16 protein-coding genes and 2 pseudogenes are annotated in these 14,612 nt (G+C 42.7%); 6 read left to right on the top strand and 12 right to left on the bottom strand.

Annotated elements, in window-relative coordinates; all coding sequences use genetic code 11:
• Positions 1 to 23 precede the first annotated feature (23 nt).
• Positions 24 to 446, top strand: coding sequence for a hypothetical protein (locus tag QUA07_RS02485; RefSeq protein ID WP_333322333.1), 423 nt, complete (start codon positions 24 to 26; stop codon positions 444 to 446).
• Here QUA07_RS02485 and QUA07_RS02480 read toward each other — a convergent pair.
• A complete protein-coding gene (locus tag QUA07_RS02480; RefSeq protein ID WP_333322331.1) occupies positions 388 to 1,476 on the bottom strand; it encodes a hypothetical protein in 1,089 nt (362 codons plus the stop codon). The two genes, QUA07_RS02485 and QUA07_RS02480, sit on opposite strands and share 59 nt — an antisense overlap.
• A 171-nt stretch (positions 1,477 to 1,647) precedes the next feature.
• Here QUA07_RS02480 and QUA07_RS02475 point away from each other — a divergent pair, with 171 nt between their 5' ends.
• A complete protein-coding gene (locus tag QUA07_RS02475) occupies positions 1,648 to 1,923 on the top strand; it encodes a hypothetical protein (RefSeq protein WP_015179741.1) in 276 nt (91 codons plus the stop codon).
• 39 nt (positions 1,924 to 1,962) lie between these two features.
• Positions 1,963 to 2,583 (top strand): Uma2 family endonuclease, encoded by a 621-nt coding sequence (locus QUA07_RS02470; RefSeq protein WP_333322329.1) that lies wholly within the window; start codon positions 1,963 to 1,965, stop codon positions 2,581 to 2,583.
• Positions 2,584 to 2,830: 247 nt separating this feature from the next.
• On the opposite strand, the gene QUA07_RS02465 is transcribed toward QUA07_RS02470, so the two are convergent.
• The 3 genes from QUA07_RS02465 to QUA07_RS02455 form a co-directional block, all read right to left on the bottom strand.
• Positions 2,831 to 3,352, bottom strand: coding sequence for a hypothetical protein (locus QUA07_RS02465; protein ID WP_333322327.1), 522 nt, complete (start codon positions 3,350 to 3,352; stop codon positions 2,831 to 2,833).
• Positions 3,353 to 3,537: 185 nt separating this feature from the next.
• On the bottom strand, positions 3,538 to 3,897 hold the full coding sequence (locus QUA07_RS02460; RefSeq protein WP_194060967.1) for a hypothetical protein: 360 nt from the start codon (positions 3,895 to 3,897) through the stop codon (positions 3,538 to 3,540).
• A 281-nt stretch (positions 3,898 to 4,178) separates the two neighbouring features.
• A complete protein-coding gene (locus QUA07_RS02455) occupies positions 4,179 to 4,931 on the bottom strand; it encodes a hypothetical protein (protein ID WP_333322324.1) in 753 nt (250 codons plus the stop codon).
• A gap of 141 nt (positions 4,932 to 5,072) precedes the next feature.
• Between QUA07_RS02455 and QUA07_RS02450 the strand changes: the two genes are divergently transcribed.
• Complete coding sequence (locus tag QUA07_RS02450; RefSeq protein ID WP_333322322.1) at positions 5,073 to 6,746, top strand: ATP-binding protein; 1,674 nt, start codon at positions 5,073 to 5,075, stop codon at positions 6,744 to 6,746.
• A 154-nt stretch (positions 6,747 to 6,900) separates the two neighbouring features.
• Here QUA07_RS02450 and QUA07_RS02445 read toward each other — a convergent pair whose 3' ends face one another.
• From QUA07_RS02445 to QUA07_RS02435, 4 genes are all read right to left on the bottom strand, one after another.
• Complete coding sequence (locus QUA07_RS02445) at positions 6,901 to 7,206, bottom strand: ISAs1 family transposase (RefSeq protein ID WP_333322319.1); 306 nt, start codon at positions 7,204 to 7,206, stop codon at positions 6,901 to 6,903.
• Between the two features lie 9 nt (positions 7,207 to 7,215).
• Positions 7,216 to 7,422 (bottom strand): transposase, encoded by a 207-nt coding sequence (locus QUA07_RS29945; RefSeq protein ID WP_190664002.1) that lies wholly within the window; start codon positions 7,420 to 7,422, stop codon positions 7,216 to 7,218.
• Positions 7,423 to 7,483: 61 nt separating this feature from the next.
• Positions 7,484 to 7,714 carry a hypothetical protein gene (locus tag QUA07_RS02440; RefSeq protein ID WP_190664001.1) on the bottom strand — a complete coding sequence of 77 codons (231 nt, stop codon included), beginning with the start codon at positions 7,712 to 7,714 and terminating at the stop codon, positions 7,484 to 7,486.
• Between the two features lie 96 nt (positions 7,715 to 7,810).
• Positions 7,811 to 8,164: an IS630 transposase-related protein gene (locus tag QUA07_RS02435; RefSeq protein ID WP_190664000.1), complete on the bottom strand. Its 354-nt coding sequence runs from the start codon at positions 8,162 to 8,164 to the stop codon at positions 7,811 to 7,813.
• A gap of 120 nt (positions 8,165 to 8,284) precedes the next feature.
• Here QUA07_RS02435 and QUA07_RS02430 point away from each other — a divergent pair.
• Positions 8,285 to 8,815, top strand: a pseudogene (locus tag QUA07_RS02430) (IS701 family transposase); the annotation flags it as partial.
• A 320-nt stretch (positions 8,816 to 9,135) separates the two neighbouring features.
• Positions 9,136 to 9,852, top strand: coding sequence for a hypothetical protein (locus QUA07_RS02425; protein WP_333322316.1), 717 nt, complete (start codon positions 9,136 to 9,138; stop codon positions 9,850 to 9,852).
• Here the strand turns inward: QUA07_RS02425 and QUA07_RS02420 are convergent.
• The 4 genes and pseudogenes from QUA07_RS02420 to QUA07_RS02405 form a co-directional block, all read right to left on the bottom strand.
• Entirely contained in the window at positions 9,835 to 10,011 is a 177-nt protein-coding gene (locus QUA07_RS02420; protein WP_333322314.1) for a hypothetical protein, read from the bottom strand. The genes QUA07_RS02425 and QUA07_RS02420 overlap by 18 nt on opposite strands.
• Positions 10,012 to 10,066: 55 nt before the next feature.
• Positions 10,067 to 10,813, bottom strand: a complete 747-nt coding sequence (locus QUA07_RS02415) for a leucine-rich repeat domain-containing protein (RefSeq protein WP_190663999.1) — start codon at positions 10,811 to 10,813, stop codon at positions 10,067 to 10,069.
• A gap of 220 nt (positions 10,814 to 11,033) precedes the next feature.
• Positions 11,034 to 12,374 (bottom strand): leucine-rich repeat domain-containing protein, encoded by a 1,341-nt coding sequence (locus tag QUA07_RS02410; protein WP_333322311.1) that lies wholly within the window; start codon positions 12,372 to 12,374, stop codon positions 11,034 to 11,036.
• Positions 12,375 to 13,452: 1,078 nt separating this feature from the next.
• Positions 13,453 to 13,560, bottom strand: a pseudogene (locus QUA07_RS02405) (IS1 family transposase); the annotation flags it as partial.
• Between the last annotated feature and the right edge of the window lie 1,052 nt (positions 13,561 to 14,612).

The following is a 14,612-nucleotide window of genomic DNA, read 5'->3' as shown; positions in this document are numbered from 1 at the left end:
AGTTAGCTTAACAGGAGAAATTTATGATTGCCAATTTGAACAATCAGCCGTTACCTGACCAAAATCAGAAGCAAGTGCAGTCGCAAATATCGGGTGTTTTAGTTGCACTAAACGACCCATTCGATAAGATGGTTTGGGATTACTGTTTGAGTCAAACATACCCAATATCGGAACAGATTAAGATTGTACTGAGTGCTTTCTGGGGACCGTTTGCTGCAAAAAATGCTAGCAAGTCTCCAGAGCGAGTGCGAGCAATAGCTTGTTATTCACTGCGACAATTAGCAGCTCAACAAAAATTGATTGACTCAGTGTTTGAACTGTCAAGTGAATCAAATAAACTTTCCGAAGTTATTGCTGTTCTCAAAACGAAGAATAGTTGTGAGGCACTCAATCAAGCTTGTGTTTGTTCTCAATCTGTTCTAAATACTGCAATTCGGTGGGAGTAAGAGCCGTTGTTCTTTCTAACAAGTTCAGAATTTCGACTTCAAACGGATCTAGATTTCCTAATTGGTGAAGTCGGTCAGTGCGATCGCAAATTTCTTGAAGTCCGGGTTGATTGTCTAGCGGTACAGCAGTGAGAGCCGAGTGCTTGAAGGTGTATGACTGCATAGTAACGGTGGGGATGTGTCGCATCCACACAGTGGCGGTTTTCTCGCCCACTGACTGAATGCGGCCTAACCTGCCGTTAACATCTTCGCGATCGGGCGCGTATACTTCTACTAAGGAACCAATTTTGAGCGTCAGGTGATGAGCGATGGTAAGTTCACCTTCAAGCTTTACTTTTTGGTCGCGCCCCTGTAAAGTTTTGGCAACTTGAGCCGAACGACTGCGAGCATCCGAAGCCAAAGCAAGGACTTCCTTCTTGGTCAGTCCCGCAGAACGAGTCAGTATTTTCCACTTCATATCCTCTCCTCCAATAGAACTCAGGGTGTCTACTGCTTTAGCAAACTGAGCGTCTCTGCGAATTGTTTTTGGGGATGCCTTGAACTGTGCCCCCAACTTTGTCTCTGTTTTCAAGTGGTCAAAATGACCACTTGATTTTCTGTCTCCGCCGCGGGACTGTTTGGTGAGTTCGTACCAAGTGCCGCGCAAATAGCTGACTGACTCAGACGTGAGATTGCGGCGGCCCAGTTGATTGAGGAGCATCCAAATTTTGACGGTGTTAGGGCTGTCGAAAGACATCTCTACAGTTTGGTAGGGGATGCCGTGCGCCTTACAAATAGCATAGCGGTTGTGACCGTCGATGAGAATTTTTTCCTCAGCCCAAACCACCAAAGGGTCCCGACACCCTTTCTCTTGAATGCTGGCTTCTAAGGTAGCAAACTCGCTCGCACTCAAAGGAGGGATGAGCGTTTGGAAATCTGGGTCAATCCGCAGGGAGTCTGCAACAGTGTGGTGGTGCTTTCGGGTTGAGCCTCGCAAAACTACTAAAGGTTGACGCTGCTCGCTGCCCGGTGTCTCCTGAGTTGGGTGCATTTCCTAGTGCCTCCTGAGATAAGTCAACCCCTGACTTGCCAGCCCCAAAGCCAGACACCAGATTGAAGAAGTTGACTCGTATAGGTTGATTCCATATTACCTATAGTACCACGGAAAACGGCTCGTAATGTGGGATAATAAAGAAAAAAGTCGAAAGGATAATGTTGCAAAATGCCCCCAAGCAAAGGAACGCAGCTCCACCCCAACTCTCTAGCTAATTTAAAGTTAGGCGGAGGCGAACCTCGATATGAGGAGCCAAAAAAGCAAAGGAACATTCAGGTAACATCTGCGGGGTGGGAAGGTTTTCGCGCTATTGCTAGAGAGCGCGGATTGAGTTTGAGCGAGTTGATCGAACAGATTGGCAGGCGCAAGATTACTTTGACTGACGCCGAGGAACAAAGTCGCAAACAACCTACAGCCAATCTTTCAGGTATGGCGAGGCTTTGAATAAAGACGTACATTGCCGTCGGATGAGGAATAAACACAATGGTTCAATCACCTCCAAAACTTATAACTGTTGATGAATTTATTACAAACTACGGCGACAGCGATTGCTACGAACTGATTGATGGTGAATTAACCGAAATGGAACCAACAGGGCCCCACGAACAAGTATCCGGTTTTCTGGGACGAAAACTGAATGTAGAAATTGACCGCCTGGATCTACCCTACCTTATCCCCCCTCGCTGTCTCATCAAACTATTAGGAACAGCAACAGCCTTTCACCCCGATGTGCTTGTATTAGACCAAACTCGACTAATTAATGAACCTTTGTGGCAACAAGAACCTGTAATTACATCAGGTTCCTCAATTAAACTGATTGCTGAAGTCGTTAGCACCAACTGGCAGAACGATTACGCTCGCAAAGTTGAAGATTACGCCCTGCTTGGAGTGCCTGAGTATTGGATTGTTGACTATTTGGGCATTGGTGGCAGAGAATATATTGGCAAACCCAAACAGCCGACAGTTACAATTTGTACGCTGCGAGAAGACGAGTATCAAAAACAGTTGTTTCAAAATGACGATCGGCTTATTTCCTCAATCTTTCCCGACTTGCAATTAACAGCGCAACAAATCTTCGCGGCAGGCAGATATGCTGCTATCTAGCTTATATCCAGGTAACGTCGGTGGGATGGAGAGAATTCGTGCGGTGCGATCGCCATTGAACTGGGATTGAGTCTCAACGAGTTGAGCGAACAGATTGGCAAGGGTCTGATTCCCCTTGGCGCTGAAGAAAGTAACTAATAGCTTGGTCAGGAAAAGGAGGGTTCATTCAAAAAAACTTTTTATCAACTCGTTACCAGAAGTTTTTTTGAAAAAGAACACTAATTTAGTCGTTGATTCTCCGAGCATTTTAACTAGCTTTCAAAATTTGCTCAATTAGGGAGACAACTTGCTGCGGTCGATGCTCAAAGTGCTTCTTAATTTGAAATTTTAACGAATCGGCTGGCACATCTTTTTTGTTGAGTTTAAGGCGAATATGCTCACTTCGTGGGAGAGTGGAATTGAGCGCTCGAATAACGGTGCGGCATTGTCGGAGACTCAGGCTATCGACTTGAATGAAGGGTAGATTTAATGTGTCGGTATCGAGTTGAATATTAGAAGCAAATTCGGCTTTAAGTTGTAGCGAAGAGGTGAGGCGCTGTTCTTCTGTGGGTTCTGGAGTTGCTGCACCTTCGGCAACAGTAGGAAAGGAAGCAATTTTATTGAGAAGAGGCACAAAATCTGGGGCAAGTTCTGCTGAGAGTTTTTCAGAAGGATTCATCCGCTTCGATGCTAACAGCGTAGCGATATAGTGAACAATTAAGCCACCGTAACCAAAAATTACCACAGTTTCAATTGTGAGGGTGAGAAAATGCTGAATATGTTCGTACATGATTATAATTTATTTGCAAGTGGAACATCTCTCAAACGCGCTCGCGTTTAATATCAAAACCTTACTAAAGCCTTCTGAGAATGCGAGCGCAAGTATCGCAAACGGAACTGGTGCGGTGGGTGGGCGGGCAAAACAAATCCTGCTTGGAGCAGGATTTTATCCCCTTTATCGGGGGTCGTCATTGATTACTTGATAAAATCATCAATCTCTTCATTATCGTCAGTTGCCTTTTTCTTATGAGAAGCTTTGACTGCCGATTCGATATAACGGAAGTGCAAGTCAATCACTGCTTGCTCAGATGAAAGCCAGTAAACGTTGCTCAAGATTTCTTCAAGCATTTCGTCAGCCGAGTAGCCTTCATATTGCTTGTTAAACCAAGTATTGAACGCTTCCCAGTCAAGAGCTTTACCTTTCTGCAACTGTCGTTGTTTGGCACGTCCCGTTAACTCGCGGGCAACGTGCAAAAACATCTCGAAGCGCTGTTCTTCAAGAGTTTCTGCAAATTGCTTTTGCATCGGAGTTGGAGCGGATTTGCGATTAGCCATGATTAACCCTCAAGCGTGTTTTTTTTCACAACTAAAGCGACGGCAGTCTGCTAATTACAATTAATTCAAAAAAAATAGTGGTGGGTGAGTGGGTAAAATTAAATTCACAATCAAGGTCAAAATTTCTTGATTGTGAATTTGTTGGGTCTGCTTCCCAGAGCGTCCTGATTCGGACGGTGGCGACAATCATTACCCAGAAGCGCGATTCGTGGAAAAGGCCTCGATAGAGGCAAAAAAATGCTCTGCTTTTTCAGCAGAGCTTTCTAATCAAACTTTAGCAATTATTCGTCGTCTTCCTCAAATTCTTCGTCTTCGTCTAAACTAAAATCATCCTCCTCATCGTCATCATCCTCATCCTCATCCTCATCGCCTTCCTCGTCTTCGTCATCCTCATCAATTTCATCGAGTATGTCATCAATTTCATCATCTTCATCATCGAGTTCGTCGTCGTCATCGAGTTCTTCAGTATCTTCTTCAGAGGATTTAGCTAACTCGTTGCGACGCTTTAAGCTTTGAGCATTGAACTCCATTAAATCGGCAATGGCAGCTTGCGGGTTGTCAGCAATTGTATCGTAAAGTTGGCTCATCGCTAAGGCAACAACTTCGACACCATACTTGAGTTCTTCGGGCCGGCCAACTAGCTTGGGAAACACAGTATTGTTCCACTCTTGCCAGTCGAACTTTTTACCATTGCCATTGCCGTTGCGCTTGTTCAACTGAGCTTGAATATCCAATCCCAGTTTTTCGCGAATTGCGTGACCAACTTTTGTCGAAATACGGCTATCGCGACGCTGAATTGTCACGCCGTACTTTTTATGAATTGTATTGCGAATCTGTTTGACTAGCTCGCCAGCAAGTTGCTCGGAGCTGAGGTTAGGTTGAGGTTTTGATTTGGCTCCATTGTTACTGCCAACAGTTTGACTGTTCTGTTTTTCAGGTGGCTTAGATTTAGCAGGCACTGGTGACTGAGAGCGAATGGGAGTGGCTGCGGTTTGCTTTTTACTTGTGACCATGATTGACAATTTAACTTGCATAACATCAATTTATTAGTGCCGTTAGGCACAATTACCCCCTCCAATTGAGGGGGAAAACTTCGCTCATTAGCAGGACGCTAAATTTTAATTATGTTAGCTAAAGTTTTATGTTAAACATCCTCTATTTAGATATATAAATTCATGAAATATTTCACGATTTCGTCTAATTTAAGAGTCCCTCAAACTCCAATATTTGCCCTAGAATATTACAGTGCAGATCGCCAAAAAATATTGTCATCATTTCATCAGTACGCCAGTGAGTGTTGTTTACCTGTTTATTATTGGAATCCTGGCTATGCAACTCTTCAACAGGTGCGGTGTTTGGATAAAAATCTCCCAATTTTAGGTTGTCATTCAGATAGGACAAGCGTTTCAGATATTTCCCCGATGTATAATAGTGAATGCGTCTTATGTAAAACTGAGCTATCTGTCGGGAGTGATGTGCTGCAATTTCTGCTGGAAAATGACTGTCCCGGTATCTTTTTGTTAGAGGATATTTTGGAATCAGACAGTACCGAACAGCCTCTTGTCCGCCGTTATTCTCAATTGGCTAACGCATTCTTTGAGCTGAAAGGGCGTTGGGCCAACCAATATTGGGTACTGCTGGGTGAGTACATCCAACTGCCATCAAAGCTAAGTCCATTAATTCCTCTACTCAAATGTCCGTTACCCGATCGTTTTGAAGTCGAAGTTCTTGTAGATAATTTTTGCGATCGCAATTGTTCCCTTGATTTTGGTTCAGATGCGGTAGCTGCTAAAAAACGGCTGGCTGTTTCTAGTCTAGGGCTGCCAACTGCTGAAATTGAATTAGTGTTAGATCGATCGCTCTCTATGACTGCTTCAGTTGTCCAAATCGCACAGTTGGTATTGGATCATAAAATATCGCAACTTCGAGACCAGGGGTTGGAGTTCATTGCTTCTCCCGACGTGCCTCATGCTGGCGGTTTAGATTTATTAGACGCTTATTTGAGCGAAGTCGTAAAGCTGTCAGAAGCTGATGCCAAGAAATATCACCTCAGACCTCCCAAAGGAATGCTGCTGTGGGGGCCGCCGGGGACTGGCAAAAGTTTGAGTGCAAAGCTAGCTGCTAAGAAGCTAGGTTATGCGCTTTTAGCAGCAAGTTGGGGCAATATTCTAGGTTCCTCTAATCCAGATCGCGCTCTCAACAAAATGCTGGATACAGCCGATAATTTGGGCGGCTGCGTGCTGTTCTTTGACGATTTTGACAAGGGTTTTTCGGGCTGGGAATCAAATGCGGACGGCGGTGTAGCTAGGCGGCTGTCGCAGAAATTGCTCACCTGGATGCAGGAACATGAAAGCCCCGTGTTAATGTTAGCTACTGTTAACCGCTTAGAAATGCTGCCGGCTGAACTTATCCGCAGATTTGACGACGGCGGAATCTGGTTTGTGGATTTGCCACACAGCGGCGCTCGCTATGAGATTTTCAATTTGCACTTAGCTAAGTATTTCCCAGAGCAGTTTGGGGAAGGAAAAGAGAATCTTTGGAGCGACAGACAGTGGTATTCGCTACTATCTGATTATGCCGGAGCAACGAGTGCGGAAATTGCGATCGCAGTTAAACGCTGTGCCCAGCGAGCTTATTGTGAAGGACGACCTGGTAAAATTGAATTGGCCGATCTGCGTTATCAGAGAACTCAGTTTGTGCTGTCGTCTGAGCGTTCTTCTGAAGATATCCAGGGGATTCGCAACAAAGCGTCCTTTGCTCGGCCTGCTTCTGGAAGGGATGGGTCTAAATTTGCGGGGGCAGAGCAAGAATTATTCGAGTATCGGCCACCTGCTTACGATAAAAGTTGAGTGTATTATTATACACAGCAATAGCATGGGTTTGTTGGTGATCCAAAAAGCTTTGACGGTAGATAGAGTTAGCGCAAAAGTTTTATAACGCTTTCCCTCGCAAATAATAACCAGTGCACAGGGCTATTTCATTCTGAATAGGGTTTTGAGGAATTCAAGGCCAAATCCTGCCACCAGGTTGAGCTTGAGCCATATTAGTTTCCCCCTGCTCGCGATAGAGATTGAGGGCCAAATTACGGGCGAGGGCAAACAGGTTAGGCAGTGGCTGGACACGAATCCGGGAAGCATCCTCGCCTTGTGTAACATCCCGCACATAATGAACCTTATTTTCAACGTGCCAGTAATTGCGAATGCGTTGAGCAAATTGTTCGACGGTTTCGTTCAAGGAACTGATGTAATAGCGGGTCTGCTTTTTCTTAATGATCAGATGCTGTCCTTTGAGCAAATGCCGATACAGCACTTCCGGATGTTATGAGGTACAGTAGCAGCAATTAGTAAACCAGTTTTTGAGATGTTTCGGATTAATTAAGTCAAGAGCCACAGCAATTATGGTGTCTACCATTTTAGTGGTCGTTGGCGAAAACTTTCGCAATAAAGATTTAAGTTGCGACCACCATAATTCAATTGGATTAAAATCAGGAGAGTATGGGGACAAACACAAGATAGAAGCACCCACCGCTTCAATCTACGGGCTTAATTGAATCTACTTTATGCGCTGGTAAGTTATCAATTCACGTCTACTGCTCCCGACACAATTGTGGCACTAAACATTGATCGATAAACACCTCAAATGCTTGGCTATCCATCGAGTTGTCTATGGTCATTAATGCCACTACTCGCTGGAAACTAATTGCACCAATTACTGTGATTTTCTTGCCTCGATAAAAAGGTTTGACCGCATAGGCTCTCGTTCCGAGTTGAGAACGTGCATGAGTTCTGGTTAAACAAGCGTAATACTCCAGTCTCATCTAAAAAGACTAGATTTTTTGGGTCGATATGCTTGACTTTTTCCCAATACTCTAACCTTAATTTCATGACTCTTTCAGTGCCAGCTTGGCTACTTCTCACTGTTTTTTTTTACGATTTAATCCCAACTTTTGTAAAGCGTTACACATGGCTGTTCTACCCACCCAGTTTCCCGTCTTATGGGCAAATAACTCACACAATTCTAGTAAGGTGGCATCGGGATGGGCTGCCACTATTTCTCTCAAAGAAGCTGTGGAATTATTCAAATGACTGTATCTCGGTTTCCCCCTGGGTTTCGGCTGTAAATTCCCCTCGATTTTTTGTTGCTTGACCAGTTTTTGAACTAAGCTTTTACTGACGGAAAATAGCGCTGCTGTTTTTCTGATCGACAGCTTCTGCTCTTGATGAGCTGCTACTATTTTTGTTCGCAAATCAACTGAATATGCTTTCATTGGTGTATTTTTTTAATCTATTCTTATTGTACCTTATAACACCCGGAAGTGCTGTAACGCTCTTCCATCACTCTTATGATAGAATAATAGAGAAAAGTGTCACAAACCGTTAACTGGCTTATGTTTGCGGAAAGAAAACCTGCATCGACCATAAAATTCGTGGACGATTACTGTCAATGGTACAGAACACTATTTCCAGAAGTAAGAAGTTTTGAGGCGTTTAAATACCTCCATGTCGGGATGATTTCCGATATTAAACGTAAAACGTTACCAGCAATAGCGCGTGTAGTCGGATTGAGTAACGAGCAAGGCTTATTACATTTTCTAACCGAATCGCCTTGGAAACTAGAGCAACTAAGGCAAACAAGATTAAAGCTAATACTACAAGTATTGGCAGGTCGAGAAATTACACTAATTATTGATGAGACAGGCGAGCGAAAAAAAGGAGAAACCACAGACTATGTGAAACGGCAATACATTGGAAATTTAGGAAAAATAGAGAATGGGATAGTAGCAGTCACAGCCTATGGGTTACTGGAGGGAATGACTTTTCCGTTGATATTTGAAGTCTATAAACCAAAAGAGAGGTTACGGGAAGGAGAGCTATATTTAAGCAAGCCTCATATCGCTGTGGAAATGATTAGATATTTAGTAATTGCTCAACTACCCCCCTCCCCTGAAACTGCCTCCTAGAGACAGTTTCAGATTGTGAATTTTAAGCAAAAAGCTTCTTCTTCAATAAAATCAACGAGAGAATGAGGGTTTCAGCGATCAAAACGGAAAAATGAAATAATTGTGTTCAAACTTTGCAATACTTGCCTACAAAGGGTTTCAGAGATTTTATTTTTGTCCGTAGGGGGGGGTTGAGCAATTACGATATTTACAAGCAATTGGTTTGAAGTTTAAATTAGTATTAGCTGATAGTCTGTTGGCGTGAAAGCCACAGTACCTTCATCAATGCCCTGAATGAATTGCAACTAAATTATGCGGTAGCAATTCGGAGTAATCATGGGGTGTGGTTGCCTAAAGACCAGAGGGTGAGAGAGAATAGATGGCGGAAATTTGACAGAATATTTGCAGATGGCAGTCAGCAAGTCCGATATATTCGAGAAATAATATTTGGTAAAAAAAGAGCAGTTCAATACTGGCTGATTACCACCGACCCAGAGAAATTACCAGAAAATTCAACTTGGTATGTAATGACTAAAATACCAGGGGTAAAATTTAAAGAAGTTGGTAATATCTATGGATTGAGAAACTGGATTGAATACGGACTTAAGCAAAGTAAGAATGAATTGGGTTGGGCTGATTTTCGCCTAACTGACTATGCTCAAATTCAGAAATGGTGGGAAATCGTGATGAGTGCTTATCTCTTAGTGAGTCTGCACTCTCAAAATTTGCACAATACGGAGGGTAAAGGCATCAATGAATCAACGGATGCAGTTGTCTCCAAATTTCGCGAGCATCAGTGGTGGGACTTTGGTCAAGGTTGGAAAAATCTGCTCAATAATTTACGCTTAGTTATGCAACCTTACCAATTTTTTAATTTACTTAAGCCTTGGCTTAGGGTTTTTCCAATTACGCATTTATCAGTTGGCTTTTTAACACTAATTTCCTTGATGAATCGAATGCGAGGTGCTATCCCAGAGAGCACTGAATCGGAATATTTCTTATTTTCTTCTGCTTAGAGTGATGGAAGAGCGGTAAGCGCGGCGAGTATTCTCGGGGCGCTTGTCTGCGAGTAATTGTTTGAGCACGTCAGGATTGGTATCTAGAGTATCGAAATATCTTTCAATTTTGGCATTGAGGGAAGATTCCAGGCGGGCGATCGACACTTCTGCTTTCATGGTTTTTGATATTTCAAAGTTGAGTTAGAAATACCTAACACCCAACACCCGACGGCTAGGTCAGGTTAAACCTATATCCCTGCCTACGCTTTATAACCATTGTTGCTACATCAGGATATCCATATTTGCAGTTTGCCCAATGTTTAAGTACATCTGGGATGGAGGTAATCTGATTACCACCGAGGTCAAGCTTTGCTAGATTGGACAGTTGTCCGAACGTCTCTGGGATAGCTGTAATCTGATTGTCATTAAGGTCAAGCTCTGTCAGATTCGACAGTTGCCCGATCCCGTCTGGGATGGCTGTAATCTGATTGTTACTTAAGTTAAGGTATGTCAAATTAGAGAGTTTGCCGATGGCTTCTGGGATGGCTGTAATCTGATTGCTCTCGAGGGAAAGCGATGTCAGATTTGACAGTTTGCCGATGGCTTCTGGGATAGCTGTAATCTGATTGCCACCAAGGTTAAGCTCTGTCAGATTCGACAGTTGCCCGATCGCCTCTGGGATGGCTATAATCTGATTTTCACTGAGGTCAAGCAATATCAGATTGGACAGTTGCCCGATCACTTCGGGAATGGAGGTTATCTGATTCTGACGGAGGCTAAGCCATCTTAGACCGGACAGTTGACCTAACGCTTCTGGGATGGAAGTAATCTGAGTATTGCTGAGATTAAGCCGTGTCAGATGCGTACACTTGCCAATTTCCGGTGGTACTTCTTGCAACTGCAAACCCGATAAATTTAATATAGTCAAACTTTCATCAGCAACCTGCTCAATTAGTCGCACTGCTTCCTCTGGGCTCATGTGGTTTACCTCTCAATAACATTTGTTTCATTGTGACCAGAACTTAGCTTGTTAGAAAGCGATATTTGCCAACCTAGGGCTTGAAACTGATGCGACGAGGTAGCAGGGTAAGGTTTACTCTGCATAACAGCGTTTATAAATACTTAACACGCCACACCCGAAGGCTACATCAGGTTAGTTTAATTTTCTGAACTCTCAAGTTTTAAGAGCTAGGTTCTTGTTACCAATTACAGATAGACTCTGGCTTGAGAGGACAAGTCTTGGGTGCGCTTGAATTTCCGCTGAGGTAAAGAGCGGTCAGTTTAGTCAAGGATGCTAGCGGTTTGATGTCCTTGATTTGATTGTTGTTGAGGTTGAGATCGGTCAGGTTAGTTAAGGATGCTAGCGGTTTGATGTCGCTGATTTGATTGTTGTGGAGATCGAGTACAGTCAGGTTAGTCAAGAGACATCTCCCAAAAAGCCTGTTAATGTCAGCCAGGATGCTTACCCCACAAGAATTATGGGAGAAGCCTAAAGATGCTAGCGGTTTGATGTCCTTGATTTTATTGTTGTTAAGGTTGAGCCCAGTCAGATTAGTCAAGGATGCTAGCGGTTTGATGTCACTGATTTTATTGTTGTTAAGGTTGAGCCTAGTCAGGTTAGTCAAGGATGCTAGCGGTTTGATGTCACTGATTTTATTGTTGTCGAGGGAGAGCGAAGTCAGGTTAGTCAAGGGTTCTAGCGGTTTGATATCCCCGATCTGATTGCTGTTGAGGAAGAGGTAATTCAGTTTAGTCAAGGATGCTAGCGGTTCGATATCCCCGATCTGATTGCTGTCGAGGGAGAGGTAATTCAGTTTAGTCAAGGATGCTAGCGGTTCGATATCCCCGATCTGATTGCTGTCGAGGGAGAGGTAATTCAGTTTAGTCAAGGATGCTAGCGGTTTGATGTCACGGATTTGATTACTGTCGAGCCAGAGGTAATTCAGTTTAGTCAAGGATGCTAGCGGTTTGATGTCACGAATTTGATTTTTGTCGAGCCAGAAGTAATTCAGTTTAGTCAAGGATGCTAGCGGTTTGATGTCCTTGATTTGATTGTGAGTGAGGGCGAGGTAATTCAGTTTAGTCAAGGATGCTAGCGGTTTAATGTCCTTGATTTGATTGTGGGTGAGGGCGAGGTAATTCAGTTTAGTCAAGGATGCTAGCGGTTTGATGTCGCTGATTTGATTGTTGTCGAGGGAGAGCCAATCCAGGTGAGTCAAAGATGCTAGCGGTTTAATGTCACGGATTTGATTTTTGTCGAGCTTTAGTTTCGTGAGACTCGAAAGTTGTCGAGCAGCCGCCTCGCACTCAGTAGTTCCCGCTTTCTTCAACAACACCTCAACAGTATGTTTAGTTTCAGGACTCAAAGAAGCCTTTTTATAACACCAATTAGCAAATGTCCGTTCACTATCGCCCCGTTGTTTCTGCACGAGCCATGAGAAAGGTTCATTTCCACTAATTTGCAACTGACGCAATATTCCCAGTAACAGAATGCTGACCAATCCTATCAAAGTCAATCTCATCAATTGGAGCTGATTCATTAGCATCTCCTAAAATATGGTAGATGTCAAAAGTAAAGATATCGCCAACACTTTAGCTGATAGCCCGACGTTCTTGAAACCGTGTTACAAACCCTTGGCATTGACAGAGAGTGTTTGGTTCAGGGCTTTTATCTTAAATAGTTTATGGTGTAAGCTGTTCCAACATGAGCTCAGTATACCCATTTTCTTTACTCCAGATTACACCACTTAAGATTTGAAAGAGATTGTTTGGTTCAGGGCTTTTATCCTAAATAACTTATGGTGTAAGCTGTTCCAACATGAGCTCAGTATACCCATTTTCTCCACTCCAAATTACACCACTCAAGATTTGAGAGAGATTGTTTGATTCAGGGCTTTTATCCTAAATAGCTTATGGTGTAAGCTGTTCCAACATGAACTCAGTATACCCATCTTTTTCACTCCAAATTACACCACTCAAGATTTGAGAGAGATTGTTTGATTCAGGGCTTTTATCCTAAATAACTTATGGTATAAGCTGTTCTAAAATGAGCTCAGTATACCCATTTTGGTGTTGCTGAATACAGGTAAGAATTCAAGATTTAGGAATGGCTATAAGCCAAGTAGGGTGAGTTTTGTAACATCAAGCGAAAAGTTGATTCATACCGTGAATCAGTAACGCCGAAAAACGATTAAACCAGTCATAATTACGGAGATCGTATCGTATTGGTCTGTTTGAGTGATTTATAAATGTAAACTGATAGCCACCATCGGAGTTTGCATCAAAAAATGTAGCCAGGTCGCTCTCCTTTTTTATTATGGATTGGTTCCTAAATGTTGAGTTTGGATAATTTGTTTCAAATCCCAACTCTGTTTGCTTAATTAATATCGTAAATAAACAAATGGGATGAAACTAGAGTAGTTTGTGCCAATTTTATTGCTTGAGTTTGTATTTCCTGTTGCTCGTGAAGGTAGTTATTTTTGCACAACTGTGCAATGGTAATATCAAAATTGGGCGTTGCTGATTCACGGTATGAGTCAACTTTTTGGGAAAGTTACAAAACTCATCCTACTGGGCTTATAGGACTCCAAACTTGGCGTTGCTCAATAGCGGTATGAATTATTGAGGAACCGGAACATCCCAGAATTTCAGATAATGTAGTAACAATCTAATTGAGTGTCTCAGTAGTTCTTCTAATTGGGAATAGCGCAGTATCTTGCAATACAGAAATGTGATCAGTGTTTACCTTGTTTCTTCCCATTTTTACGGATATGGGTGCAACCGCATTCTAGGCATTGCATCCTCAATTGATTTCAATTCATACGAACATTATGCAACGCCCCCATTTTTTCCACTCCAAATTACACCACTCAAGATTTGAGAGAGATTATTTGGTTCAGGGCTTTTATCCTAAATAGCTTATGGTGTAAGCTGTTCTAACATGAGCTCAGTATACCCATTTTCTCCACTCCAAATTACACCACTCAAAATTTGACAGCCTTTTATGAAAATGGTTGGTTTAACTTTGACATCGGGGTGAAATGAGCAGTCGTACAGAAACTTACGCTAAGGAATTGATTAGTCGTTTTGAATATTGCGTTCGCCTCTTATAAATCTGTACCAATCGATCTGTCTGAAACTTAAAAGTCTCAAATCCTTACTGTGCCGTACAAAAAAGCTGTATCAAAAAATTTATGCTCTAATTGGTACAGTTTAATTTTTAACCCTTTAAGTTTTTGAGAGATAAAAAGAGTAGTTCCCAGAATGCTTATCCAGTAAAAGTTTCAGCCTTAGCGTAAGTTTCTGTACGACTGCTCATTTACCCCCGCAACCATTTCTATAAATGGGATGCCCTTCCGGGCGGGATTGCGGCTATTTTTGCAGGGCCCGAAAATAAGCCCTGGGCTTTTAAGCCAAATCTTGCGGCCCCTGACAAAAATCCCGCTAAAGGTATGTTACCTAGTATGTTACTGTCTAGCACTTGTCTAGGAAGTAGGCGGGGAAACTCTAATTTCCCAGCCTAGGACATGGAAGCAGCGCCGCTTCCATGTCCTAGGCGGGGAAATACAAATTCCCAACCACAATTTGAACCCATTACTGTATTTTTGATTAAAAAATCAACTTATTGTTGAAGTGGGTATATAAATTTAGAGCGCTGAAAATTCTTATTCGCCAGCCTCAACGATTTACAAAATGAAAAATTCTCTATCTCAAACCCTAATTTTGGATACTGTCACCCTGATATTAGTTTTCGGTTTTCTGTAGCTAGCTGTGATCGA

The sequence above is a fragment of the Microcoleus sp. T3_A4 genome, assembly GCF_036700465.1.
Classification (GTDB): domain Bacteria; phylum Cyanobacteriota; class Cyanobacteriia; order Cyanobacteriales; family Microcoleaceae; genus Microcoleus.
Note: the sequence above shows the minus strand (reverse complement) of the source record. Positions and strands in the feature narration are given on the sequence as shown.

Excerpts from the sequence above, each read along its gene's own strand:
- QUA07_RS02485 (WP_333322333.1), top strand. The coding sequence starts at position 24 with ATGATTGCCAATTTGAACAATCAGCCGTTACCTGACCAAAATCAGAAG.
- QUA07_RS02480 (WP_333322331.1), bottom strand. The coding sequence starts at position 1,476 with ATGCACCCAACTCAGGAGACACCGGGCAGCGAGCAGCGTCAACCTTTA.
- QUA07_RS02475 (WP_015179741.1), top strand. The coding sequence starts at position 1,648 with ATGCCCCCAAGCAAAGGAACGCAGCTCCACCCCAACTCTCTAGCTAAT.
- QUA07_RS02470 (WP_333322329.1), top strand. The coding sequence starts at position 1,963 with ATGGTTCAATCACCTCCAAAACTTATAACTGTTGATGAATTTATTACA.
- QUA07_RS02465 (WP_333322327.1), bottom strand. The coding sequence starts at position 3,352 with ATGTACGAACATATTCAGCATTTTCTCACCCTCACAATTGAAACTGTG.
- QUA07_RS02460 (WP_194060967.1), bottom strand. The coding sequence starts at position 3,897 with ATGGCTAATCGCAAATCCGCTCCAACTCCGATGCAAAAGCAATTTGCA.
- QUA07_RS02455 (WP_333322324.1), bottom strand. The coding sequence starts at position 4,931 with ATGCAAGTTAAATTGTCAATCATGGTCACAAGTAAAAAGCAAACCGCA.
- QUA07_RS02450 (WP_333322322.1), top strand. The coding sequence starts at position 5,073 with ATGAAATATTTCACGATTTCGTCTAATTTAAGAGTCCCTCAAACTCCA.
- QUA07_RS02440 (WP_190664001.1), bottom strand. The coding sequence starts at position 7,714 with ATGAGACTGGAGTATTACGCTTGTTTAACCAGAACTCATGCACGTTCT.
- QUA07_RS02435 (WP_190664000.1), bottom strand. The coding sequence starts at position 8,164 with ATGAAAGCATATTCAGTTGATTTGCGAACAAAAATAGTAGCAGCTCAT.
- QUA07_RS02420 (WP_333322314.1), bottom strand. The coding sequence starts at position 10,011 with ATGAAAGCAGAAGTGTCGATCGCCCGCCTGGAATCTTCCCTCAATGCC.
- QUA07_RS02415 (WP_190663999.1), bottom strand. The coding sequence starts at position 10,813 with ATGAGCCCAGAGGAAGCAGTGCGACTAATTGAGCAGGTTGCTGATGAA.
- QUA07_RS02410 (WP_333322311.1), bottom strand. The coding sequence starts at position 12,374 with ATGAATCAGCTCCAATTGATGAGATTGACTTTGATAGGATTGGTCAGC.